Here is a 22,596-nt window from a genome sequence, read left to right on the forward strand (position 1 = left end):
CCTCGCGGGGCAGTCGGCAAAGTCCCGTTGCTTGCCGCCATGGCAGGGGCTGATTATAGTGCCCTGCATGGATACTCTGACCGACTTCGTTGCCGATCCCTGGGCGGTTGCCACTCCGGACCGTGAGCGGGTGGCCGTTTTCAGTGACCGGCTGGACCTCTATCCCGCTGCGGAAGGGGGACTCTTCCACAGTACCACGGCGCTTCCCGACAGTGTCGGTGAGCTGCTGCCCGTGGGCTGCATGGGCCGGGACCGGCTGTACGTGGCGCGTGCCTGTGGTGTTGAGGGCCGGAGTCTGCGTTCGGTCTATCCCAACGCCTCGCCGGCCGAGCGGGCCGCGCTGGGCGCAGCCCGCCAGCGGCTCCAGTGGGTTCAGGATCATGCCTTCTGTGGCCGCTGCGGTGGCCCCACCCAGTGGTATGAGCACGAATACACGCTCTACTGCGCTCACTGTGATCACCGCCACTACCCGCGGGTCTCACCCTGCGTGATCGTGGCTGTCCACGATGGGGACTGGCTGCTGCTTGGTCGCAGCCCGCGCCATCCACCGGATCTGTGGACCCTGATTGCTGGTTTCATCGAGCCGGGAGAGTCGGCTGAAGCCGCGGTGGCGCGGGAGGTCCACGAGGAGACCGGTGTTCAGCTGGCGGACGTCCGCTATCACGGTTCCGAAAGCTGGCCCTTCCCCCATCAGCTGATGCTCGGCTACAGCGCCCGGTTCGCGGGCGGCCCATTACGTCGCGCCGAGGATGAGCTGGTGGCACTGGAGTGGTTCCATCGGGATTCGCTGCCCCGGGTTCCGGGAGACTGGACCATTGCCGGGCGGTTGATACAGGCCTTCAGCCAGGGGCGTGCCTGATGCACCAGAGCTGTCCCCGGGTCCTGCTGTTTGACAGCGGCATCGGCGGGCTCAGTATCGCGGATGCGGTCCGTCTCCGGCTGCCCTGTGCGGACATGGTCTATGCCGGAGACAACGAGGGCTTCCCCTATGGGGATCTGCCGGAGCACGAGGTGGTGGCACGCTGTGTGGCTCTGGTGGAGGGGGCGCTGGCCCGGTGGCCCTGTGATCTGGTGGTGGTGGCCTGCAATACCGCCAGCACCGTCGTGCTGCCCATGCTGCGCTCCCGGCTTCGCTTGCCGGTGGTGGGTGTTGTGCCGGCCATCAAGCCCGCTGCAGCACTCAGCCGTAACCGGAGGCTGGGGGTTCTGGCAACGCCTGCCACCGTGGATAGGCCCTACCTGGCGTCGCTGATTGATGAATACGCCGCGGATTGCACGGTGCTGAGGCTGGGCAGTTCCGAGCTGGTCCGGATTGCGGAAACCGGGCTGGCGCAGGGGTGGGTGGACGATGAACAGGTCCGCGCCATACTGCAGCCCCTGGCGGCCGGCGATCCGGATACGGTGGTGCTCGGGTGCACGCATTTCCCCCTGATCCGGGAGGCACTGGCACGGGCCATGCCGGGCGTGAGGCATTGGGTGGATTCCGGGGATGCCATTGCCCGGCGGGTTGTTCAGCTTCTGGATGAGACCACAGGCGACGGAGCCGGCACCGGACAGGGGAGCAGCACTTTCCTGTTCACCGCCGAGCCCCCGGCGGGGCTCCGGCACTGGCTGGAAGTGAGCCAGACCGGCACCCGCGGGGGCGGCCCTCAGATCAGCCGCGTCAGCCTGAATACCGCCAGAAACTCAAGCATTGGCAGCGCGGGCTTGTGGCAGCAGTAGGTTCTCTCGATCTCACCCCGGAACCGTGACTTCGTGAACTCCAGCCCCCTGAAGTTGTAGAAACGGTTGCCGTGCCTGTACACGCCACGGCATAGGCTCTTGAGAATGCGGCTTTCCTGCGGTTCCGTTTCCTCGGATAGATGCAGGGGGATCAGGCCCAGATCGAGCCGTGGCACACCTTCCGCCTGGAAGGTTTCCATGGCGTGCGCCATGATGGTGTAGAAAATCCCCTGCCGGAAATTGGCATTGGCCCGCGAGATGTTCGGGACGTAGCTGACGATCTCATTGCGCTCGTAGATCGGATCGAAGTAGATGAACCCCACGGCCTTACCATCCTGGTAGGCATAGAAATGGCGTTCGTTCTCCCGGTATTCCATGTCCATGGGCCGGATCAGGAAGCGGATCTCCTGGCGCTTGCACTGGCGGGTGCGGATCCATGCGTCCGAGATTTCGCGGGTATGGTCATCACTGAACCGTTCCTGGACGGTGATGCCGGCTTCCCGTGCCTGGTTGAGGGCGGTACGGATGACCTGTTTCTTCTTGCCCTTGAGCGACCACTGGCTCAGGTCCACCCGGGATTCCGCCCCGAACTGCGTCCCGTAATAACCGAAGCGTTCGTGCAGGATTTCCATAACGGGGCGCGAGACCTGCACGTAGCAGACGTTCGAAACCCGGCGCTCAAACCGTGACAGTATCAACTCCCGGTCTTCCGGAGCACAGACCGGATCCGAGAGTACGAAGTTCAGCCCCCATTTCTTCATGTAGCCGATGTAGCCGACACCGGGCACGTCGAAGTAGTGCATGCCGGGCTGCAGTGTCGAGAACGACTGCGAGTGGGAGCCGTACTGCTTGAGCAGTGCCACCCGCTCAGAGAAGCTTATGGGACCTTCCGGGATGTCCCGGAATCCGTCGAGCACCAGGGTCTGCTGCGTCATGGCTGGACTCCTTATTGTTATACGTGCTTTCTCAGCCGCGCTTCTCGGCAAGAATTGACCAGTAGCAATGGATGTTCAGCAGTGAGAAGCGTTTCTTGTCGCGGATTTCCAGGCCCAGACTTTCCAGGTAGGCCGGGTAGTTGTAGATGCCGTGAAAGGCGTTGTCGGTGAACAGCCAGAAGAAACAGGCGGCGATATACCAGTAGCCCTTCTTGAACAGGCGGGCCAGGGGGTTACCGCTGGGGTAGATGAAATCCCCCACCACCAGCTGGGCCCGGGGTTTGCCGAGACTGACCAGGTGGCGCAGGATCTCGAGCATGGTCGGGCGGTCAAACACATTCAGGAAGAAGTTGGCGACCACCATGTCGTACTGTTCGTACTCGGTGACCTTCATGATGTCGTCCTGGACCGTCCGGACATGGAGGTGGGGCGCTTCTCTGGCCAGCAGTTCCCGGAACCTGTTGAGCATGGTTTCCGATACATCCACAACCGTAACGTCGGCGCCGAGTTCGGCCGCGCGCAGGGCGTCCCGGCCGTGGCCAACACCGGCTACGAGGACACGATCCCCGGGGCTGACATTCCCGGAATGGAGCATGGCCGTCTTGCACTCATCGATGCTCCTGCCGCTGTAGACGCTGCTCAGGAAATCATAAACGGGGCCGACGATTCTGTATTTGTCCTGCATGGTCCGCACTGCCAGTCCTGAATGGGGTTTTGGAAGCCGTTACGGCCACCGGATTCAGGAACCATGCTATACACATCCGGCCAGGGTCTCTGTGGAACAGACCGCAGTTTCCGGTTGCACGAGTTAACGAAAAAACCAAAAAATGCAACTTGAATCAGATATTTGATCTGATCGTCCGACAACTGGGCAGAAAGTTTTGACGTTTCCGGCATTGATTGTTCCGGAAGGCCGGGGGAGATAGCCGTCGTCGGGAAGGGGAAGGTCGTGTGCCGCTCAGATGACGTTGTAGTACACCGGTTCCGGTGAGGCATCCGAGAGTGCGAGTTCGTCCCTGGGCCGGGCCTCGCTGAAGTAATGGCCCTGGACACTGTCGCAGCCGAGTTCACGCAGGTAGGCGAGCTGGTCCCGGGTCTCGACACCCTCGGCCACGATATCGAGCTGGAGTCCGCGGGCCATGGCGGTAATGGCGTTGACAATGCAGGCGCCTTCCTCGCCGTGACGGATGCTGCGCACGAAGCTCTGATCCACCTTGAGCGTGTGGATCGGCAACCGGTGGAGGTAGTTGAGGGAGGAATAGCCAGTACCGAAATCATCGATGGCGATCCGGATGCCGTAGCTTGAGAGCTGGTCCAGCTTGAGGCTGATCTGCTCCAGGTCGCTGATGATCATGTTCTCGGTGATCTCGATCTCCAGGCGCTCGGGGGGCAGGTCATAGTGCTCCAGTCTCTGGAGCAGAAGATCCACAAAGCGGGGATGTTCCACCTGCATGGGGGAGAAGTTGACCGACAGCCGGATATCCTCTTCCGTGTTCTTCAGCCATGACCCCATTTCGCGGCAGGCCGTGGCCAGAACCCATTCACTGAGATCACCGATCAGGCGGGTCTCCTCGGCCAGCGGCAGGAATTCCCCCGGCTGCAGCAGGCCGCGCGTGGGATGCTGCCAGCGCACCAGAGCCTCAAGTCCACGGCAGAGCCCTGTGCGAAGGCATATCTGGGGTTGGTAGAAGACCCGCAGTTCACCTGCCTGGAGGGCGCGGCGCAGGTCGCGCTCCATACCCAGGCGATGGGTGGTGTTCACGCTCATGGATTCCGTGAAGAACTGGTAGCCATCCTTGCCCCGGCCCTTGACGTGGTACATGGCCACATCCGCCTGCTGGATCAGTTCCTCGAGCTTGCTCCCTGACTCGGGGTAGAGGGCAATGCCGATGCTGACGCCTACATAGACCTCGTGCTCACCGAGCTTGAACGGGCTCCTGAGCGCCTCCATCAGCTTGCGGGCGATGGTGCGGGCGTCGTCGGCGTGCCGGATCTCGGGCAGGAGCAGGGTGAATTCGTCGCCACCGAAGCGCGAGAGGGTGTCCCCCTGGCGCAGGCAGCCCTCCAGGCGCTGCGTCACGGCCTGCAGCAGCCGGTCGCCCATGGCGTGGCCGAGGCTGTCATTCACCACCTTGAAGCGGTCCAGGTCGATGAACATGACCGCCAGCTTCTGGTTGTTGCGCTCCGCCTGGGAAATGCTCAGGCCCAGACGGTCCTTGAACAGGGCCCGGTTGGGCAGCCGGGTGAGCAGGTCGTGATACGCCTGGAAGTTGATGAAGGCCTCGGCTTCCTTGCGTTCGGTAATGTCGCGGGCGGTGCCGTAGATCTGGAAAACAGCCGCGCCGGGGGCGCCGGATTCGTCCTCCATGGGGAAGGCGGTGATCTCGAAATGCCGGTTGCCACGCGCGCTGCCCCGGGATTTGAGCCTGAGCTCGATGGTCCGCGGGTTGTCGGCGCTGATGGTGGGGTCCCGGAAAGCCCAGTCCACCCGCCCCACATCCTGTTCTTCGATCAGGTGGCGGATATGCCGGCCTTCAAGATCCTCAGGCCGGTAGCCGAGCAGGGATTCCACCTTGCTGTTGAGGAACCGGAAGTGGCCGTTGCGGTCCAGGATGAACACGATGTCCGGGGAGCTGTTCACGATGCAGCGGTGCAGCTGCTCGGACTGGCGCAGCTGCGTCTGGGCCTCCTGGTGACACTGTTCCAGCTGCCGCGTTTCCAGCACGCTTTCGACGGTTGCGGTCAGTTCCTCGCTGTCGTAGGGCTTGCGGAGATAGTCGTAGGCACCGCGCCGCAGGGCACGGCTGATGGCATTGAAGGAGGTATCGCCACTGATGACCACCACGGCGGTATCGATGCCGCGACGGTCCAGAAACGCCATGACCTCATGCCCGCTGATATCCGGCAGGCGGAGATCCAGCAGTACAAGCTCATACTGGCCCCTGCCGAGTTTCTGGCAGGCATCATTGCCGTTGAAGGCGGTCTCCGGGTGGTAGCCCTGGTGTGCGAGCAGGTTATGGATACTGCTGCAGACCGCTGTGTCGTCATCGACGATGAGCAGAGGCGTCCTGGCTGTTTCAACCCTGTTATCGTTATTATCTGGATCCATGACGGAAGACGGCCCGATCGGATTCAGGGTTCAAGTCTAGCCGGTGATGGACGATTGTGCGCCCTGCCTCTCCGAAACTTTGAACCCGGTCTCACTTTTTATGCCAGGAAGCCTAATCCATTTGTCCGGGAAATGAAAGATTTGTAGCCGTCTGTTCAGCATGCACTCCAACAAACACGCCAAACAGTCTGGTTGTGCCCCTGCTTCACTCCGGGGCGGGACTGTCCCGGACTGGTCAGCCGGCGTACAATGACCCGATGCGGTTGGCAGTATCTGCGGTGTCGGAATGAATCATAACAACAGCTCCAGCGCAGTTGACCGCCCGGAATCCGGTTCCCGGGTCCCGCTCACCCTCGCGATCACCGGGGGCAAGGGGGGTGTGGGCAAGACCCAGGTGGCTCTCAACCTGGCCCTGGTCCTGGCGCGTCAGGGCTATCGTACGCTGCTTCTGGACGGCGATGTGGAACTCGCCAATGTGAACGTGATGCTGGGAGTCTATCCCGGCATGACGCTGGAGCACGTGGTGCTGGGCGAGCGGACCCTGGATGAGGTGGTGCTGCCGGTCACCGAGAATCTGGATCTGCTGCCAGGAGCATCCGGGGTGCCCGGGTGCCTGGAGCTGGACAGCGCGCGTCGGGAGGATTTCCTGGCGCAGCTGAGGACGCTGGAGCAGGGTTATGATCGTGTCATTATCGATACCGCTGCTGGCCTGAGCACTCCCGCACTGCATATGGTCGCCGCCTCCCATCTGGCGGCGCTTGTGATCACGCCGGACCCGACGTCCCTCACTGATGCGTTCTCCCTGGTCAAGGTACTGCACCGCAAGGGGTACCGGCGCACGCCCAGCGTCATCGTCAACATGGCACGCGGGGCGACCGAGGCACAGACCGTCTACCGCCGCTTTTCGACCGCTGTCTCCCGGTATATCGGCGTCCAGCTGCACTATCTGGGCGCCATCTGGCGGGACGAGACCATAGCCCAGTCCATCAGCACCCAGCATCCCGTCGCGATGATGGATGACAGTGACCCCTCCTGCCGCCAGTTCTGGACCCTGGCCGACATGCTGGCCGTGCGCTGCTCCCAGGGCGTCGCGCCGGCCAATGGGTTTGCCCGGTATTGGGGGCGGCTGGTCCGCCGGCGCCACCAGCAGCGCAGCGAACAGCAGCCACAGCCAGTGGTGGAGGCGGGCAGCAGTAACCGTGAATGGGTTGCCGCACTGGGTGAGCGACTGCGCCGCTCCCAGGGTGATCCGCTGACCCGGTATCGTCTGATTACAGGGATACTCGAGACGCTCGGGGAGTCCGTGGATGAGGATGCGCTGGAAGCACTCCAGACGGGGCTGGCGGCGATGAACTGGGAGGAGGCTCCGGTCACCGTAAGGCGTGCCGCAGCCGAGCATTTCCGGCAGCTGGCACGGGTTGTGGCGCCGCCAGAGGGGCTCCGGCCCGAAGAGGGCAGGGCACTGGGTGCTGGGGCGGATGCCTCCGGCGAGCCGGCTACGGAAGACTCTGATCCGGGGTGATCGCCCCTCTGCTGATAGCGGGAAAGCGATCACGTTTCGGGGGATGATCAGATCCTGTTCAATGTTACACTCAGGTCTTAACCGCAACCCCGAGACTCACTTTTCAGGGAGGTGACCATGGAATCGGAACAGGCCAATGCCGCGACCGGTGAGTCCAGTGTACTCAATGAACTCCAGGGCAAACGGGTACTGATCACGGGTGTGACGGGGTTCGTCGGCAAGGTGGTGCTGGAGAAACTGATCCGTGCGGTGCCGGACATTGGTGGCATAACGCTGCTGATACGCGGCAACCGGCGTCATGGTACCGCCAGCGAACGGTTTGCAAACGAAGTAGCGACCGCCTCCGTCTTTGACCGGCTGCGCGTGGACGAGCCGGAACGGCTGGATACCTTTCTGGACAGCCGGATCCAGTGCGTGACCGGCGAGATCACGGAACCCTGCTTTGGCATGACCCGCGCCCGCTTCCAGGAGCTGGCAGCGGAAACCGACGGGGTCATCAATGTGGCCGCGAGCGTGGATTTCCGGGAACCGCTGGACCGGGCCCTGGCGATCAACGCTCTGAGCCTGCGCAATGTCACCGAGTTTGTGCAGGAGGCGGGGGATATCCCACTGGTGCAGGTCTCCACCTGCTACGTGAACGGCTACAACCGCGGCCACCGCCACGAGGAGCTGGTCACGCCCGCTGGTCGGGAAATTACCCGGGACCCGGATGGGACCTGCCGTGTCGAGGATCTGATCGTCACTCTCCAGGACCGTATTGCGGATCTGCGCAGCCGCTACAGCGGTCAGAAACTGCAGGAGGAGCTGGTCAATCTCGGGATCCGGGAGGCCAACCGTCTCGGCTGGAACGACACCTATACCCTGACCAAGTGGATCGGCGAACAGCTCCTGGCCCGCAACCTGCGCGGCGGCTCCCTGACCATACTGCGCCCCTCGATTGTTGAGAGCACACTGGAGGAACCGGTGCCCGGCTGGGTTGAGGGCGTGAAGGTGGCGGATGCCGTCATCATGGCCTATGCCCGGGGCAACGTCATGTTCTTCCCGGGGCGCCGCCGGGGCGTGATTGACGTCATCCCGGCGGATCTTGTGGCCAATGGCATCATCCTCTCGCTGACGGAACAGCTGCAGTCCCCGGGCAGGCAGCGCATCTACCAGTGCTGCAGTGGCTCATCCAACCCGCTGCGCCTGGATGAGTTCATCAACCATGTCATGACCGAAGCCAGGGAAAACCATCAGGCCTATGACCACCTGTTCTACCAGAAACCGAAGCTGCCTTTCCTGGCCGTGAACCGGCGTCTGTTCAATACCGTCAGCTGGGGTGCCGGCATTCCGGTGAATGCGGTTCGCCGGGGGCTTCAGTGGCTGGGCCGTGATGCCGAGCTCAAAACGGTGGAACATTTCCAGACGACCATGAAACTGGCAACCACCTTCGGCTTCTATTCCTGCCCGGACTACACCTTCCATAATGACCGGCTGCTGGAGATGGCGCAGCGGATGGGGGACGAGGACCGCCGCCTCTTTCCCGTGGATGCGCGGCGTATCAACTGGCGCCGCTACATCCGCAGTGTGCACCTGGCCGGCCTTAACGGGTATGCCCTGAAGGAACGCAAACTCTACCGGATGAAACAGCGCCGCAATCGCCGGCGCGTTGCCTGATTGAACGGCGCTGGTGGCAAGCGCCGTTCAGCTGTCATACAGTCATGGTATCCCCCACCGAAGGAGAACCGCCATGGCTGCGGACAGTGTCTATCCCATCAGTGATTCCATGAAGGACGCCCATATCAACAGGGAACAGTACGAAGCCATGTACCGGGAATCCATTGAGGATCCTGATGGTTTCTGGGGCAGGCATGGTAAGCGCATCGACTGGATGCGCCCCTACACGAAAGTCAAGAACACCAGCTTTGACCGCAACAACCTCAGCATCCGCTGGTTTGAGGACGGCACCCTCAACGCCTCGGTCAACTGCCTGGACCGCCATCTGGCGGACAGAGGCGATCAGACGGCGATCATCTTCGAGGGGGACGAGCCCGATGTCTCCCGTTATGTGAGCTACCGCGAACTGCACGAAAAGACCTGCCGCTTCGCCAATGCCCTGAAAGGCCTGGGCGTGAAGAAAGGGGACGTGGTGACCCTCTACATGCCCATGATCGTGGAAACCGCTGTGGCCATGCTGGCCTGTGCCCGCATCGGCGCCATCCATTCGGTGGTCTTCGCGGGTTTCTCTCCCGAGGCGCTCGCGGCACGCATCGGCAACGGTGGCTCCCGCTTCGTGATCACCGCGGACGAGGGCGTCCGGGGTGGCAGGCGTATTCCCCTCAAGAGCAATGTGGACCAGGCGCTGGAGGAGCCGGCGGCCAGTGTGGTCGAACGCGTCGTCGTGCTGGGCTATACCGGTGGAGCCATGCAGTGGCATGACAGCCGTGATGTGGATTTCAACGGTCTTATGGAAGAGGCGGAGCCCTGGTGCGAGCCCGAGGAAATGAACGCCGAGGATCCGCTGTTCATGCTCTACACCTCCGGTTCAACCGGGGCGCCCAAGGGTGTGCTCCACACCACCGGGGGCTACATGGTCTACACCAGCATCACCCACGAGTACGTGTTCGACTACCGCCCTGGGGATGTGTTCTGGTGCACTGCCGACGTGGGCTGGATTACCGGGCACAGTTACACGCTGTACGGCCCGCTGGCGAACGGCGCCACGACCCTGCTTTACGAGGGCATCCCCACCTACCCGGACGAATCCCGTCTCGGGCGGATCGTCGACAAGCACCAGGTGGCGACCCTCTATACCGCCCCCACGGGCATCCGTGCGCTCATGGCGGGCGGTGATCATGTGATGGATGGAACCTCCCGGACAAGCCTGAGACTGCTGGGAACCGCCGGTGAGCCCATCAACCCCCAGGCCTGGGAATGGTTCTACCGGGTGATCGGTAACGAGCAGGCACCGATCGTGGATACCTGGTGGCAGACCGAGACCGGCGGGGTGATGATCGGGCCATTGCCCGGGGCGATGGAACTCAAACCCGGCTCGGCCACCCGTCCCTTCTTCGGGGTTCAGCCCGCGCTCTTCGACAGCGAGGGTAATGAGCTGGAGGGCGCCACGGGCGGCAACCTGGTCATCAAGGACAGCTGGCCCGCCCAGATGCGCACTATCTTCGGCGACCATGAACGCTTCATCAAGACCTACTTCAGCACCTATGACGGCGTTTACTTCACCGGTGACGGCGCCAAGCGCGACGAGGATGGCGACTACTGGATCACCGGTCGTGTTGATGACGTGCTCAATGTCTCCGGCCACCGGCTGGGAACCGCGGAAGTGGAGAGTGCTCTGGTGGCCCATGACAAGGTGGCCGAGGCGGCGGTTGTGGGGTATCCCCATGACGTCAAGGGTGAGGGTATCTACGTCTACGTCACGCTCATGAAGGGGGAGGAACCTACCGATGCGCTGCGTGATGAGCTGGTGCAGTGGGTGCGCCAGCGGATCGGCCCCATTGCCACGCCGGATGTGATCCAGTGGGCGCCGGGGCTGCCCAAGACCCGCTCGGGTAAGATCATGCGCCGCATTCTGCGCAAGATCGCCTCCAACGAGACGGACAATCTGGGCGATACGTCGACCCTGGCCGACCCGGGGGTGGTGGATGAGCTCATGGAGTACCGGGCTTTCCGCTGAATGCTGGAGTCCATTCGATAAGCTGTGAGTACATTCTGTGCAGGGAGGACACTGATGCTCAAGCGGGCAGTTGCCATCCGCCATCTTGCTTTCGAGGATCTGGGGGGTCTGGAGAAGATCCTGCTGCGCAATGGCTACAAAGTCTCCTACCGTGAGGCGGGTAAGGACGATCTCGGGGCCATTGAGCAGGCGCAGCCGGATCTGCTGGTGGTCCTCGGAGCTCCCATTTCCGTTAATGACACCGACGCCTATCCGTTTGTGCAGCAGGAGCTGTCCCTGATCCAGCGCCTGTCCGAGCGCGGTACGGCCGTGCTTGGCATATGCCTGGGGGCTCAGCTGATTGCCCGCGCGCTTGGCGCTGGCGTGAAGGCCATGCCGCAGAAGGAGATCGGTTTCGCTCCGCTTGAACTGACGGAAAAGGGCAGAGAATCCGCGCTGGCGCCATTGGAAGGGATTCCGGTACTGCACTGGCACGGGGAAGCCTGTGGCCCGGTGTCAGGAGCGCCCCCGCTTGCCCGGACACAGGCCTGTGACAACCAGGCCTTCCAGCCATCTCCCCGTATTCTGGGGCTGCAGTTCCACCTGGAGGTGCCGCTGCAGGACTTTGAGTGCTGGCTGATCGGGCACTGCTCGGAACTGGCGGCGGCGGGGCTGTCGGTTCCGGATCTCAGACGGGATGCAGCGCAGTCCCTGCCGCAGCTTGAGTCCCTTGCCACGGATGTATTCCAGCGGTGGCTGGACGGCCTCTGAGGGTTATGTCTTCTGCTGTTGCAGCCAGCGGTCCAGCTGGTTGCCGAAGGCCTGCTTCTCACGCTGCCCAAGTGGGGGCGGACCACCGCTCTGGATGCCGCTGGCGCGCATGGTGTCCATGAAGTCGCGCATGTTCAGGCGGCTGCGGATGCTGTCACGGGTGTAGAGCTCGCCGCGGGGGTTCAGGGCGGTTGCGCCCTTCTCCATGGCCTCCGCCGCCAGCGGAATATCGGCGGTGATCAGCAGGTCGCCGGATTCGATAAGACGCACGATCTCATTATCCGCTTCGTCATAGCCGGAGCGCACCTGCATGTGTTCGATGCTGGGCAGTGGAGGAGCAGGAATCGGTTGGTTGGCCACCAGGACCAGCCGCATGCCCGTACGCTTCACCGCCCGGTAGAGAATCTCCCGTATGGGCACAGGGCAGGCGTCGGCATCCACCCAGATCGTCATACCGCCATCTCCTTTGCGCGTTTGACCGCTGCCGGGGCGCCGGCAGCCAGCAGGACACAGCCCGTGGAACAGGCTGCCATGACCAGCACGATCGGCACCAGCGAGCCGCCGCTGATGGCGGCTGAACCCGCACTGATGAGACCGGCAACGGTGAACTGGGAGGCGCCCAGCATTGCCGAGGCGGTGCCGCCCAGACGCGGGAAGAATTCCAGTGCATTCGCCATGTTGTTGGGCACCAGAGCGCCCATGCAGCCCGTGGCCACAATGATGCAGGCGGCTACCGCCCAGTAGGGGGCACCCGCCAGGGCACAGGCCACCAGGAGTGCAATGGCCGTGGCCTGGATGAACACATAGACCCGCAAAAGGATGACCCCCTGAAAGTGCAGCAGCAGCCGTCGATTGACCAGGCTGAAGACGGCCATGGCCCCGATGTTGGCGGCGAACAGCCCCGAGAAGAGCGTGCTGGAGAGGCCGAACCATTCCTGGTAGATGAAGGAGGCGTTGGTGATGAACACCAGCATAGCACTGAAAGCCAGGGCCTGGAGCGCGATGAAGCGCATGGTGGCGGGATGCCTGAGTACCAACAGGTAATTGGTGACCAGTGTATGCACGGGCGTACGGTCACGCTGCCTGGGTGTAAGCCGCCGGAAGAGCGCAAAGTGCAGCAGCAGTGCAAGGAGTACTGCGTAGCCCGCGAGCATGACGAAGATGGTTTGCCAGCCGCTGATCGTCAGAAGCAGGGTTCCGATGGACGGCGCCGCCGCCGGCGCAATGAACATGATGAGCCCGATGAGCCCGAACAGCCTCGCTGAATCCGCGCCTTCCGCTTGGTCCCGTACCAGTGCCGGTACGGAGACGGCGCAGAGCGCGCCCCCGACGCCCTGGCTGGCGCGCCAGGCGAGCATTTCCGTCAGGGAGCCGGCCTGGGCCACCATCAGGGCGGAGCCTGCGAATAACGCCAATCCACTGAACAGGATGCGCTGCCGGCCATACCGATCGGAGAGGGGGCCGCCGACCAGCTGGGCCAGCCCGAGAGTGGCAACGTAGGCGCTCAGGGTGAGTCCCACGTCCGCATTCTCAGTGCCGAACTCACGCGCGATGGTTGGAAACGCGGGCAGATAGGCATCCAGTGCCAGGGGGCCCAGGGCCACGGTCATCCCCAGCAGAATGGCCAGCTGCATCTGTGGCATGCAAAGGGTCTCCGGCTCAAAAACGGCCATTCTAGCACTGGTGGGAAAGCAGTGCTTAGGGAGCTAATTAGTAGAGGTACGGATGTCAGCCCAGGGCCACCGGGTTGAGCTGCCAGACGGTGTAGTTCAGGGCCACCGCCAGGCTGACCCAGAGCAGGTAGGGCAGCAGCATCAGGCCCGCCAATCGGTGGGCGCGCAGGAAGCTGATCAGGGTGGCCAGGATCAGCAGCCACAGCAGCACAACCGTGGCGAAGGACCAGGCTCCCAGGTGCCAGACAAAGAACAGCCAGCTCCAGAGCGCATTGGGGACCAGTTGGACCAGGAAAAGCGTCAGTGCTTCGGGCGCGCCGCGGAAACCCGAGCGACGCCAGACAAGCCAGGCCGCGAGCGCCATCAGGGTATAGAGTGTGGTCCAGGCCGGGCCGAACCAGGCAGCGGGCGGTGCCCAGGCGGGCTGGGTCAATGACTGATAGAACCCGCTGGCGTTGACGGACGCCACGGCGCCAAGGACCGCGACCGCCAGCATGAGGGCAACCCAGGCTGCCAGACCGGCCAGCTGTTTACGTGTTGAAATACGTGCCATTTAAGATCCCCGGCTGCTGGAAAGTGGACAGGTAGTGTGAATCCTATACGCTGGTCAGCGTTCTGACGCTCAACCGCCATAAGGAGACCCCGGATGTTCCACCATGAAATCGAACCCCGGTTCAACGAAACCGATGCGCTGGGCCACATCAGCAATACCGCCTTTCCGGTATGGTTCGAGCAGGCGCGCATGCCGGTTTTCCGGATTTTCCACTCCTCGCTGGATTTTGAGCACTGGCCGTTGATCATTGCGCGGCTGGAGGTCGATCTCAAAGCCCAGAGCTATTGGGGCACGCCCGTGACGATCCGTACCGGCATCGGGAAAATCGGCAATTCCTCCTTCCATGTTGTTCAGGAGGCCTGGCAGGGTGATGCTCAGGTGGCGAGGGGCGTTGCCGTCCTGATCCATTTCGATTATGAGACCGAAACTTCACTGGCCATCCCCGACGATATCCGGGAAAAGCTGAACCAGCATCTCGTGGACGCCTGATGGAGAATCTGCTGTCATCCCTGCCGCAGACGCTCGGCGCCGAGGCGTTTGAGTCCATTATCGAGGCGAGCCATGTCCGTATCGAGCGGATTGTCTCAAGAGGCCATACCTCACCGGACTACGGCTGGTACGATCAGGAAGAGCACGAATGGATCCTGGTGTTGGAGGGCGCTGGAACCGTACTGTTTGAGCAGGGCCCGGAGATCCACCTGAAGAAAGGCGACCACCTGACGATCCCCGCCCACGCAAGGCACCGGGTCAGCTGGACTGACCCGGAGACTGTGACGGTCTGGCTGGCGGTGTTCTACCGCTGAGGACGGCCAGGCGCGTATTTCGCCTGTCTGGTGAAGCGTCAGCTACCGGATCGAACGCTGTACGTCATCCCCGGAGCCGGCGGGCACGAGGACCAGTCGGCCGGGCTGGACGTCGATACGCAGGTTCATCATACCGAAGAGCCGGGCGCCGGTATCCTCTTCCTCAAGTCGATAGACCGGGCGCTCGTTGAGGAACTGCGAGGCGATGTCCGACAGGGTTCCGGTAATGGGCGAGAGGTCAAACGCGCTGCCGGCGGCTTCCACGTTGGTGGAGAGCACTTTCAGGTTGCGGATGTAGATGGCTTTTTCCTCCGCCTCATAGACCGGCGTACCCTCAATGCTGAAATTGAGGTCAATGGGAATACGCGGCGCCTGCAGCACGGCGCGCCCACCGAAATCCACCACGGCCACATCACGGTTTTCAGGACCAATGGTCACGTCGGCGCTGGTCAGTTCCAGCGTGACGGGCAGTCCCCGGTCACTGAGATCCCGGGAGAAGCTCGTGATCCGGTCGCTGAGATGGGTCTCGATCGTGGATTCGTCCACGCTGTAGGGGGAGAAGCTGGCGCAACCGCCGGCGAATGCCGGCAGCAGCACCAGAAGCAGGGTCCTTGCGATCCGTTTCATCGGTGTCCTTCTGTCTGTCACAGGTTCTGTTTCTTCATCCAGGGGATGATTCGTTCAAAGGCTTGCTCAATCCGCTCGCTCGTGGTGGAGAACGAGAACCGGATTGAGTTGGTGCAGTGCTCCCCGAAGGCATCGCCGGGAACGGTGCAGACACCGGTTTCCTTGAGCATGCGCAGACACAGGTCTGATGCATCCACATGATCCGGCAGATCCGGGAAGATGAAGAAACCACCATTCGGCTTGTAGCCGGTGAGATAAGGCGTCTGGTTCACCAGGTCAACAATCAGGTCCCGCCGTTCCCGGTAGATATCAATCATGTCCCGGACGCTCTGCTGGTCGCCCTCCAGGGCTGCCACGCCGGCAAACTGGGCCGGGGTGTTGGCCACCGAGGTGGTAAACATATGGTAGCGTCTCAGCTTCTTGATCGCGCCCTGGCTGGAGATGATCCAGCCCACTCGCAGCCCTGCCATGCTGTAGGTCTTGGAGAAGCTGGAGATGCACATCAGGTGGTCCAGATCCGTGCCGCAGCTGAGCACGCTGGAATACTCCTCGTCGTCCAGCACCAGGTGGTCGTAGACCTCATCACTGAAGACCTGGATGCCCCGGAAGGCGCATTCCTCGACGATCCGCTCAATGGTGGACTTGGGATAGACCGCCCCCGTGGGGTTGTTCGGGGAGTTCAGCACCACCGCGAAGGTGCGCATACTGATGTTCTTAATGATGTCATCCGGGTCCAGCTGATGGCCGTTCTCGGGCCGCGTCGGGATGAACTTCACCTCGCCGCCGTTCATCCGGATCAGCGGTGCGTACAGCAGGAAGGAGGGGTCCACGACCAGGAACTGGCGGCCGGGCGCGGCGGTTGCGGACAGTGCCAGGTACATGGCCTCGGTGGCACCACTGGTCACCAGGATGTTCTCCGTGGAGAGCTTGCGGCCATAGCGGTTGCCATAATAATCGCGCAGTGCCACCAGCAGCTCCGGCAGCCCGGCATCCATGGTATAGCCGGTCTGGCCCGCCTGGATGGAATCCACCATGGCGTCGGTCACGTGCTTGGGCGTGGGCAGGTCCGGCTGGCCGATGGAAAGATGGATGACGTCGTCCATCTCGGCGGCCATGTTGACCATGCGACGGATACCCGGAACCGGGATCGCCTGCATCGAGGGATGCCAGCGTGCCTTGGTCTTGCGATAGGTAAGCTTACGCTTGGGCGCGCTCTCGGGTACTGTCTTGCCTGCCGACGTAGCCATTAACCGCTCTCCCATACATCAATCAGTTCAAACAATCGGTCAGCATTCACAATGGCCAAGAAAGGGGCGGAAAGCAAGAACAGGTAAGGGTAATCCCGTAACCCGAGACTCTGGTGTGGCGCCTCCTGAGCATGGCATTCAGAGGGTTCAGCCTCTACCCTGAGAGAACGCCAACCAGCAGGAGAGCATCATGGCCAGCACCGAGACACGTCCCGTGATCACCGTTCTCACAGCACCGGATGAGGAACGCCCCCCGGGACTGGATCCGCTGTTCGACCGGGCCGAGGTCCGTTTCGCCTGGGATGCGGATACCCTGCGTGAGACACTGCCGGGTACCCGCATCATGATGGTGACTGATTTCCGCACCGATGCCCTGCGCGAAGCCTGGCCCTCGGCGGACAGCCTGGAGTGGATCCACGCGACCAGTGCCGGGGTGGATGCGCTGATGTTCCCGGAGCTGGTCAACAGTGAGGTCACCGTCACCAATGCCCAGGGCATCTTTGACCGCAGCATTGCCGAATACGTGCTCTGCACCATCCTGATGTTCGCCAAGGACTTTCCGCACTCGATCCGGCTGCAGATGGCGCACCAGTGGCAGCACCGGGATACCGAGCGGGCTCAGGGCTCACGTGTGCTGGTTGTGGGAGCTGGCTCGATTGGGCGCCAGATCGCCCGCCTGGTGACTGCTGTGGGAATGGAGGCGCACGGCATTGCCCGTCGGTCCCGCAGTGACGACCCGGATTTCGAGGCTGTCCACGACAATGCCGCGATTCCCGAGCAGCTGGGTCTGGCGGACTACGTCGTCATCGCCGCACCGTTAACGCCGGCAACGGAGAAGCTGTTTGATGCGAAAGCCTTCCAGGCCATGAAGCCCACCGCCCGGATGATCAATATCGGTCGCGGTCCCATCGTGGATACCCAGGCACTGGTGGAGGCACTGCAGAGCGGTGAAATCGCCGGCGCCGGCCTGGATGTGTTCGAAGAGGAGCCGCTGCCCTCCGATCACCCGCTCTGGGCCATGGAGAACGTGACCATGACCGCCCACATGGCGGGGGACTTCATCGGCTGGAAGAAAGCGCTGACCGAGCAGTTCTTCGATAATCTCGATAACTGGCTGGCCGGGCGTGACTTCTTCAATGTCGTGGACAAGGCCTCCGGGTACGTCCCCAACCGCTGAGTGTCCGGGCGGTCAGTGACCGCCCAGCTCCGCCAGGATGGCATCGCCCACCGCATCCGTCGTGCGCTCTTGGTGGCCGTGTTCCGCGAGGTCCGCGGCCACCGCCCCGTACAGCGCCTCACCAGCTCGGGCCAGCTCAGGGCGTTCCTCGCCCAGCCAGTCCAGCATGCGGGCTGTGGTGAACAGCATGGCGGTAGGGTCAGCCTTGTTGTCGCCGGCGATGTCGGGCGCACTGCCGTGTGTGGGCTCGAACATGGAGGGCTGGCTCCGGTCGTCCGGGTTGAGGTTGCACGAAGGCGCCACGCCCAGACCACCGGATATGACGGCGGCCAGGTCCGTGAGGATGTCGCCCTGAAGGTTGCTGGCAACCACCACATCGAAGGCCCAGGGGGCCTGGACGAACTTCATGCAGGCGGCATCCACCAGTTCGTGGTGGGTGGCCACGTCCGGGTAGTCCCTGGCGATCTCCGCGAAGACTTCGGTGTACATGTCGCCCCAGTGGCGGAGGGCATTGCGCTTGGTGATCAGACAGACCTGGCTTTCCAGCTCCTCTCCGTCCGGATTCTCAAAGGTCCGGGGATTACCGGCATCACGCCGTTCACCGGCGCGCTTGCGGGCGCGTTCGAAGCCGAAGCGGATGATCCGCTCGGTGGCGAAGCGGGTGAAAATTTCCGTCTGGGTGGCAATCTCACCAGGCCTGCCCTGGCGCAGGCGCCCGCCCTGGCCAACGTACTCGCCCTCGCTGTTCTCGCGGATGACCAGCATATCCGTATCCGCGGCGCGCGGGTCGGCCAGGTATTGCCGGGCGCCGCTGAGCTGGTGCGCGGGGCGCTCGCAGACCCACTGGTCAAAGCCCTTTCGCATCTGCAGCAGCGGGCTGAGCGAGACGCTGTCGGAGAGCACGTGGTGGTGCGGGTTCCTGCTGGGTCCCGGGTCACCCAGTGCCCCCAGGAGGATGGCGTCGTAGCCGGCCAGCGTTCTCATGGCATCCGCCGGCATCATCTCCTCGTGCTGGCGATGCCAGGCGGTAGAAGGCCACTCAAACACATCCCATTCCAGGGCCAGTCCGTGTGTCTGCCGGAGCGCTTCAAGAATCCGAAGGGACTGGTGGATAACCTCGGGCCCGACGCCATCCCCGGGCGTGACGGCGATGCGGATGGGGCGGCTGGTGTCGTTCATGGGATTGTCCTGAATTGAGGGCGGGTGACAATTTTTACTGTAGGCGCTCTTGTATCTGTGGCAAGTTCTATACTGCAATTGGTAATGGGTCGGCAATACACCGGCCGGATAACGAATTCCAATCTTGGTAGCGTATGGAACAGGAACTTTTCGATCAGTCGCACTGCGATCACTGCGCCTGTGGTGCGGGTCTGGACTTTGACTTCTCATTCGCATTCCAGCCGGTCGTGGATGCGCAGGCCGGGGGTGTGCTGGCTTACGAAGCGCTGGTGCGTGGGCTCAATGGTGAGGGCGCACTGCAGGTCCTGGACAGGGTCTCCCGCAAGAATATGTACCGCTTCGATCAGGCGTGCCGGGTCAAGGCGGTGAAGCTGGCAGCAGAGCTCGGTATGGATTCCCGTCTGTGCATCAACTTCATGCCCAACGCCGTTTACAAGGCCGAGACCTGTATCCAGACGACGCTGGCGGCCGCGAAGCAGTACGAATTCGATACCAGTCGGCTGATCTTTGAGTTCACCGAGGTGGAGAACCTGACGGATACGGATCACCTGATCGGCATCATCGACGCCTATGAGGAGATGGGGTTCTCCATTGCGCTGGATGACTACGGGGCGGGGTATTCCCGTATGAATCTGCTGACGGATACAACCCCCCAGTTCCTGAAACTGGATATGTCGCTGATCCGGGATGTGGAAAAGCATCCGAGGAAACAGGCGGTGATCGAGGGGATACTGTTGACCAATTACCGTCTGGGCATCGGAACCATCGCCGAGGGTATTGAAACCGAGGCGGAATACCAGTGGTGCCGTTCGGCAGGCATCCGCTATTTCCAGGGGTACCTGCTGGCTCGGCCAGGCTTCGAGACGCTTCCGGCCCCCTACATTCCGGACGAACAATAGTGTTCTATCGCGTGATTATCTTCGTCATCGGACTGGCCCTGGTAGGCCTGACTTTCGCGCTCATGTGGGCGGGCGCCGGATTCTTCCTCGACCGGATGGGTGAGAAGGAGCGTGTGTTCGAGCGTGCCCGCCTCATCGCCATCTGGACCTTCGCCGGTTTCGGGATCGGGCTGCTGTTCATGGGGCTGGGCGGCCCGGTACTCGGAACCGTGGCGTTCTACCGCAGTGCCCGGGCCACCGTACCGCACATCAGTGAAGCCCGGGTGCTGCTCTGGGGCTTTTCAGTGGTCCTGCTGAGCACCCTGGTGGCCGGTGGTCTGCTCTTCGGCGGTCTGGCTCTGGTCGCCTGAACCCCCGGGTGTCTTCAGGGCGTGGAGCCGTTCCCGGAACCAGTTGAGGGCCGGCTCACGTTCGTGCTGGCGGTGCCAGTAGAGATGCACATCCACCTCCGGCATGCCTTCGGGTGGCTCCAGAAGCGCGACATCCAGGTACTGGCCGATGATGTCCGCATAGGCCTCGGGCATGGTCACCAGAAGGTCCGTCTCAGCCGCCACCCGGCAGGCTGCGAAATAGTGCTGGCAGCGCAGTGCGATCCGGCGCCGATGCCCGCGTGCACTGAGTGCGAAGTCCTCCAGCCCCTGACCCTCGGCCCGGGATGAGACCAGCACATGGCCGGCGGCCAGGTAACGCTCAAGGGTCATGCCCTGCCGGGCGATGGCCGAACCCCGCCGCGCCACCACCACCAGCCGGTCCTCATGCAGCCGTTCATGGGCGGTCTGGTCGCTCACCGGCAGCAGCACATCCACCGCGAAATCCAGCTTGCCCGCCGCCAGCTGCTGCTCCATCTCCCGTCGGGGCACCCGTTGGCTGACCACCTCGATCCCCGGATACTGCGTCATCTCCTGCATCAGCGGCGGCAGAAAGGTCGCCTCGAGCACATCCCTGAGCGCGATGTTGAACACCCTGGGCTGCTGCTCGGGGGTGAATTCATGGAAGGCGTTCAGGGCGGAGTGAATCTCACTCAGGGCCGGGTGCACGGAGCTGGCCAGGCGCTGGGCCAGTGGCGTGGGCACCATGCGGTTGCCCTGGCGGCGGAACAGGGCATCATCGAACTGCTCGCGCAGCCGTGCCAGGGAGTGGCTGACGGCGGGCTGGGTCAGGTGCAGGATCTCACTGGCGCGGGTGAGGCTGCCTTCGCGGTAGATGGTGATGAAGACGGTGAGGAGGTTCAGGTCGAGGCGGTTACCGGGGATCATGAGGTGCGTCTCTCCGCATTAGCATTATGCATGACATGCAATGAGGATAATTCAGTAGTCTTATCCGGTACAGGTTTCTACACTCGGTTCATAAGGATCGGGCCGTGCGGCAGGAGGCGGGAGGGTCTTCCGGGAATCGCTATGAATCCATCCATGGACGCTGCGCGGTCGCCATCCCTGGCGACCGAGCTTCCCGGAAGACCCTCCCGCCTCCTGCCTCCCCAGACTGCAACCTCATGCAAAGGAGGTCCCCATGGACTTTGAACTCTCAGAAAAGGGCCAGGATTTCTACAACCGGGTCTGTCAGTTCATGAAAGACGAGATCGAACCCATCGAGGCGGATTATTTCCGCGAACTGCACAGCCTGGACAACCCCTGGGTGGTGCTGCCGGTGATCGAAGAGCTCAAGGCCAAGGCGAAGGCCCAGGGGCTGTGGAACATGTTCCTGCCCAAGAGTGACCTGGGCGCCGGGCTGAGCAACGCCGATTACGCGGTGATCGCGGAGCAGACCGGGCGCAGCTTCATCGCGCCGGAGATCTTCAACTGCAACGCGCCGGATACCGGCAACATGGAGGTGCTGTACTACTACGGCTCCGAGGAACAGCAGGAGCGCTGGCTCAAGCCGCTCCTGGCGGGCGAGATCCGTTCGGCGTTCTGCATGACGGAGCCGGACGTCGCCTCCTCGGATGCGACCAACATGGAGGCGACCGCGACCATCGAGGGCGATGAAGTGGTGCTGAACGGGCGCAAGTGGTGGAGTACCGGTATCGGCCACCCGAACTGCCAGGTGCTGATCTTCATGGGCCTGACCGATCCGGACGCCAACCGTCACCGGCGCCATTCCATGGTGGTGGTCCCGAAGGACACACCCGGCGTAAAGGTCGAGCGGATGCTGAAGGTGTTCGGGGACGAGGATGCCCCCCATGGCCACGGCGAAGTGAGCTTTGACAACGTCCGGCTGCCGAAGAGCGCCATCATCAAGGCACCGGGGGCCGGTTTCGAGATCGCCCAGGGGCGGCTCGGGCCGGGCCGCGTGCACCACTGCATGCGGGCCATCGGTGCCGCTGAGCGGGCACTGGAGAAGATGATCCGCCGGGCCAACTCGCGTGAAGCCTTCGGTAAGCCGCTGTCCAAGCTCGGCGGTAATCCGGACATCATCGCACGGGCACGCATGAACATCGAACAGGCGCGGCTGCTGACGCTCAAGACCGCCTGGCTGCTGGATACCAAGGGTGTCGGCGGCGCACTGAGCGAAGTGTCACAGATCAAGGCCGTGGTTCCGGAGATGCTGTGTACCATTGTGGATCAGGCCATCCAGATGCACGGTGGCGGTGGCGTCAGTGACGATCACGAGCTGGCGGCCATGTACGGCGCGGCGCGGTCACTGCGGCTGGCGGACGGGCCGGACGAGGTGCACCGGGCCATGGTGGCAAGGCTTGAGCTGGCCAAATACCGATAACAAAGGAAGACA

22 protein-coding genes are annotated in these 22,596 nt (G+C 62.8%); 12 read left to right on the forward strand and 10 right to left on the reverse strand.

Annotation, left to right across the window (positions count from 1 at the left end):
• The first annotated feature begins 67 nt into the window (after positions 1-67).
• On the forward strand, positions 68-859 hold the full coding sequence (gene nudC, locus CK501_RS10660) for an NAD(+) diphosphatase (protein WP_095617841.1): 792 nt from the start codon (positions 68-70) through the stop codon (positions 857-859).
• A complete protein-coding gene (gene murI, locus CK501_RS10665; RefSeq protein ID WP_198949484.1) occupies positions 859-1,722 on the forward strand; it encodes a glutamate racemase in 864 nt (287 codons plus the stop codon). The genes nudC and murI overlap by 1 nt, the downstream gene beginning before the upstream one ends.
• On the opposite strand, the gene CK501_RS10670 is transcribed toward murI, so the two are convergent.
• The 3 genes from CK501_RS10670 to CK501_RS10680 form a co-directional block, all read right to left on the reverse strand.
• The gene (locus tag CK501_RS10670) at positions 1,650-2,657 is read right to left on the reverse strand and encodes a DUF2156 domain-containing protein (protein ID WP_095617722.1); all 1,008 of its coding nucleotides are present in this window, start codon (positions 2,655-2,657) and stop codon (positions 1,650-1,652) included. The two genes, murI and CK501_RS10670, sit on opposite strands and share 73 nt — an antisense overlap.
• A gap of 31 nt (positions 2,658-2,688) precedes the next feature.
• Positions 2,689-3,342 (reverse strand): class I SAM-dependent methyltransferase, encoded by a 654-nt coding sequence (locus CK501_RS10675; RefSeq protein ID WP_095617723.1) that lies wholly within the window; start codon positions 3,340-3,342, stop codon positions 2,689-2,691.
• A gap of 273 nt (positions 3,343-3,615) precedes the next feature.
• Entirely contained in the window at positions 3,616-5,766 is a 2,151-nt protein-coding gene (locus CK501_RS10680; RefSeq protein WP_095617724.1) for an EAL domain-containing response regulator, read from the reverse strand.
• Positions 5,767-6,052: 286 nt separating this feature from the next.
• Between CK501_RS10680 and CK501_RS10685 the strand changes: the two genes are divergently transcribed.
• The 4 genes from CK501_RS10685 to CK501_RS10700 all read left to right on the forward strand — a co-directional run bounded on the left by CK501_RS10685 (position 6,053) and on the right by CK501_RS10700 (position 11,711).
• Positions 6,053-7,288, forward strand: coding sequence for an AAA family ATPase (locus CK501_RS10685; protein ID WP_095617725.1), 1,236 nt, complete (start codon positions 6,053-6,055; stop codon positions 7,286-7,288).
• Between the two features lie 117 nt (positions 7,289-7,405).
• Complete coding sequence (locus CK501_RS10690; RefSeq protein WP_095617726.1) at positions 7,406-8,944, forward strand: fatty acyl-CoA reductase; 1,539 nt, start codon at positions 7,406-7,408, stop codon at positions 8,942-8,944.
• 73 nt (positions 8,945-9,017) lie between these two features.
• Complete coding sequence (gene acs, locus CK501_RS10695) at positions 9,018-10,961, forward strand: acetate--CoA ligase (protein WP_095617727.1); 1,944 nt, start codon at positions 9,018-9,020, stop codon at positions 10,959-10,961.
• Positions 10,962-11,015: 54 nt separating this feature from the next.
• Complete coding sequence (locus CK501_RS10700) at positions 11,016-11,711, forward strand: glutamine amidotransferase (RefSeq protein ID WP_095617728.1); 696 nt, start codon at positions 11,016-11,018, stop codon at positions 11,709-11,711.
• A gap of 3 nt (positions 11,712-11,714) precedes the next feature.
• Here CK501_RS10700 and CK501_RS10705 read toward each other — a convergent pair whose 3' ends face one another.
• The 3 genes from CK501_RS10705 to CK501_RS10715 all read right to left on the reverse strand — a co-directional run bounded on the left by CK501_RS10705 (position 11,715) and on the right by CK501_RS10715 (position 13,937).
• The gene (locus CK501_RS10705; RefSeq protein WP_095617729.1) at positions 11,715-12,164 is read right to left on the reverse strand and encodes a YaiI/YqxD family protein; all 450 of its coding nucleotides are present in this window, start codon (positions 12,162-12,164) and stop codon (positions 11,715-11,717) included.
• Complete coding sequence (locus CK501_RS10710) at positions 12,161-13,354, reverse strand: multidrug effflux MFS transporter (protein WP_095617730.1); 1,194 nt, start codon at positions 13,352-13,354, stop codon at positions 12,161-12,163. Before CK501_RS10710 ends, CK501_RS10705 begins: the two co-directional genes overlap by 4 nt.
• 85 nt (positions 13,355-13,439) lie before the next feature.
• The gene (locus tag CK501_RS10715; RefSeq protein WP_095617731.1) at positions 13,440-13,937 is read right to left on the reverse strand and encodes a TspO/MBR family protein; all 498 of its coding nucleotides are present in this window, start codon (positions 13,935-13,937) and stop codon (positions 13,440-13,442) included.
• Between the two features lie 93 nt (positions 13,938-14,030).
• Here CK501_RS10715 and CK501_RS10720 point away from each other — a divergent pair, with 93 nt between their 5' ends.
• Entirely contained in the window at positions 14,031-14,426 is a 396-nt protein-coding gene (locus CK501_RS10720) for an acyl-CoA thioesterase (protein ID WP_095617732.1), read from the forward strand.
• Complete coding sequence (locus CK501_RS10725) at positions 14,426-14,740, forward strand: cupin domain-containing protein (protein WP_095617733.1); 315 nt, start codon at positions 14,426-14,428, stop codon at positions 14,738-14,740. Before CK501_RS10720 ends, CK501_RS10725 begins: the two co-directional genes overlap by 1 nt.
• 42 nt (positions 14,741-14,782) lie before the next feature.
• Here CK501_RS10725 and CK501_RS10730 read toward each other — a convergent pair whose 3' ends face one another.
• Both CK501_RS10730 and CK501_RS10735 read right to left on the reverse strand, forming a co-directional pair.
• On the reverse strand, positions 14,783-15,367 hold the full coding sequence (locus CK501_RS10730; protein WP_095617734.1) for a DUF1439 domain-containing protein: 585 nt from the start codon (positions 15,365-15,367) through the stop codon (positions 14,783-14,785).
• A 17-nt stretch (positions 15,368-15,384) separates the two neighbouring features.
• Positions 15,385-16,614, reverse strand: coding sequence for a pyridoxal phosphate-dependent aminotransferase (locus CK501_RS10735; protein ID WP_095617735.1), 1,230 nt, complete (start codon positions 16,612-16,614; stop codon positions 15,385-15,387).
• Positions 16,615-16,804: 190 nt separating this feature from the next.
• On the opposite strand from CK501_RS10735, the gene CK501_RS10740 reads away from it, so the two are divergent.
• Positions 16,805-17,791, forward strand: a complete 987-nt coding sequence (locus CK501_RS10740) for a D-2-hydroxyacid dehydrogenase (protein WP_095617736.1) — start codon at positions 16,805-16,807, stop codon at positions 17,789-17,791.
• A gap of 12 nt (positions 17,792-17,803) precedes the next feature.
• On the opposite strand, the gene CK501_RS10745 is transcribed toward CK501_RS10740, so the two are convergent.
• Complete coding sequence (locus tag CK501_RS10745; protein ID WP_095617737.1) at positions 17,804-18,970, reverse strand: isocitrate/isopropylmalate dehydrogenase family protein; 1,167 nt, start codon at positions 18,968-18,970, stop codon at positions 17,804-17,806.
• Between the two features lie 134 nt (positions 18,971-19,104).
• Here CK501_RS10745 and CK501_RS10750 point away from each other — a divergent pair, with 134 nt between their 5' ends.
• On the forward strand, positions 19,105-19,869 hold the full coding sequence (locus tag CK501_RS10750; RefSeq protein ID WP_198949485.1) for an EAL domain-containing protein: 765 nt from the start codon (positions 19,105-19,107) through the stop codon (positions 19,867-19,869).
• Positions 19,869-20,219: a hypothetical protein gene (locus CK501_RS10755; protein WP_095617738.1), complete on the forward strand. Its 351-nt coding sequence runs from the start codon at positions 19,869-19,871 to the stop codon at positions 20,217-20,219. Before CK501_RS10750 ends, CK501_RS10755 begins: the two co-directional genes overlap by 1 nt.
• Here CK501_RS10755 and CK501_RS10760 read toward each other — a convergent pair.
• Positions 20,151-21,125 (reverse strand): LysR family transcriptional regulator, encoded by a 975-nt coding sequence (locus CK501_RS10760; protein WP_233128891.1) that lies wholly within the window; start codon positions 21,123-21,125, stop codon positions 20,151-20,153. The genes CK501_RS10755 and CK501_RS10760 overlap by 69 nt on opposite strands.
• A gap of 253 nt (positions 21,126-21,378) precedes the next feature.
• Between CK501_RS10760 and CK501_RS10765 the strand changes: the two genes are divergently transcribed.
• Positions 21,379-22,584, forward strand: a complete 1,206-nt coding sequence (locus CK501_RS10765; protein WP_095617739.1) for an acyl-CoA dehydrogenase family protein — start codon at positions 21,379-21,381, stop codon at positions 22,582-22,584.
• Positions 22,585-22,596: the final 12 nt, after the last annotated feature.

The sequence above is a fragment of the Halovibrio salipaludis genome (assembly GCF_002286965.1).
Lineage (GTDB): Bacteria > Pseudomonadota > Gammaproteobacteria > Pseudomonadales > Oleiphilaceae > Halospina > Halospina salipaludis.

What these genes read in the sequence shown, in the direction of transcription:
- CK501_RS10740 (WP_095617736.1), top strand. Translation starts at nt 16,805, where the DNA reads ATGGCCAGCACCGAGACACGTCCCGTGATCACCGTTCTCACAGCACCG.
- CK501_RS10680 (WP_095617724.1), bottom strand. Translation starts at nt 5,766, where the DNA reads ATGGATCCAGATAATAACGATAACAGGGTTGAAACAGCCAGGACGCCT.
- CK501_RS10710 (WP_095617730.1), bottom strand. Translation starts at nt 13,354, where the DNA reads ATGCCACAGATGCAGCTGGCCATTCTGCTGGGGATGACCGTGGCCCTG.
- CK501_RS10670 (WP_095617722.1), bottom strand. Translation starts at nt 2,657, where the DNA reads ATGACGCAGCAGACCCTGGTGCTCGACGGATTCCGGGACATCCCGGAA.
- murI (WP_198949484.1), top strand. Translation starts at nt 859, where the DNA reads ATGCACCAGAGCTGTCCCCGGGTCCTGCTGTTTGACAGCGGCATCGGC.
- CK501_RS10730 (WP_095617734.1), bottom strand. Translation starts at nt 15,367, where the DNA reads ATGAAACGGATCGCAAGGACCCTGCTTCTGGTGCTGCTGCCGGCATTC.
- acs (WP_095617727.1), top strand. Translation starts at nt 9,018, where the DNA reads ATGGCTGCGGACAGTGTCTATCCCATCAGTGATTCCATGAAGGACGCC.
- CK501_RS10690 (WP_095617726.1), top strand. Translation starts at nt 7,406, where the DNA reads ATGGAATCGGAACAGGCCAATGCCGCGACCGGTGAGTCCAGTGTACTC.
- CK501_RS10705 (WP_095617729.1), bottom strand. Translation starts at nt 12,164, where the DNA reads ATGACGATCTGGGTGGATGCCGACGCCTGCCCTGTGCCCATACGGGAG.
- CK501_RS10675 (WP_095617723.1), bottom strand. Translation starts at nt 3,342, where the DNA reads ATGCAGGACAAATACAGAATCGTCGGCCCCGTTTATGATTTCCTGAGC.
- CK501_RS10760 (WP_233128891.1), bottom strand. Translation starts at nt 21,125, where the DNA reads ATGATCCCCGGTAACCGCCTCGACCTGAACCTCCTCACCGTCTTCATC.
- CK501_RS10720 (WP_095617732.1), top strand. Translation starts at nt 14,031, where the DNA reads ATGTTCCACCATGAAATCGAACCCCGGTTCAACGAAACCGATGCGCTG.
- CK501_RS10735 (WP_095617735.1), bottom strand. Translation starts at nt 16,614, where the DNA reads ATGGCTACGTCGGCAGGCAAGACAGTACCCGAGAGCGCGCCCAAGCGT.
- CK501_RS10700 (WP_095617728.1), top strand. Translation starts at nt 11,016, where the DNA reads ATGCTCAAGCGGGCAGTTGCCATCCGCCATCTTGCTTTCGAGGATCTG.
- CK501_RS10685 (WP_095617725.1), top strand. Translation starts at nt 6,053, where the DNA reads ATGAATCATAACAACAGCTCCAGCGCAGTTGACCGCCCGGAATCCGGT.
- CK501_RS10715 (WP_095617731.1), bottom strand. Translation starts at nt 13,937, where the DNA reads ATGGCACGTATTTCAACACGTAAACAGCTGGCCGGTCTGGCAGCCTGG.
- CK501_RS10725 (WP_095617733.1), top strand. Translation starts at nt 14,426, where the DNA reads ATGGAGAATCTGCTGTCATCCCTGCCGCAGACGCTCGGCGCCGAGGCG.
- CK501_RS10765 (WP_095617739.1), top strand. Translation starts at nt 21,379, where the DNA reads ATGGACTTTGAACTCTCAGAAAAGGGCCAGGATTTCTACAACCGGGTC.
- CK501_RS10750 (WP_198949485.1), top strand. Translation starts at nt 19,105, where the DNA reads ATGGAACAGGAACTTTTCGATCAGTCGCACTGCGATCACTGCGCCTGT.
- CK501_RS10745 (WP_095617737.1), bottom strand. Translation starts at nt 18,970, where the DNA reads ATGAACGACACCAGCCGCCCCATCCGCATCGCCGTCACGCCCGGGGAT.
- nudC (WP_095617841.1), top strand. Translation starts at nt 68, where the DNA reads ATGGATACTCTGACCGACTTCGTTGCCGATCCCTGGGCGGTTGCCACT.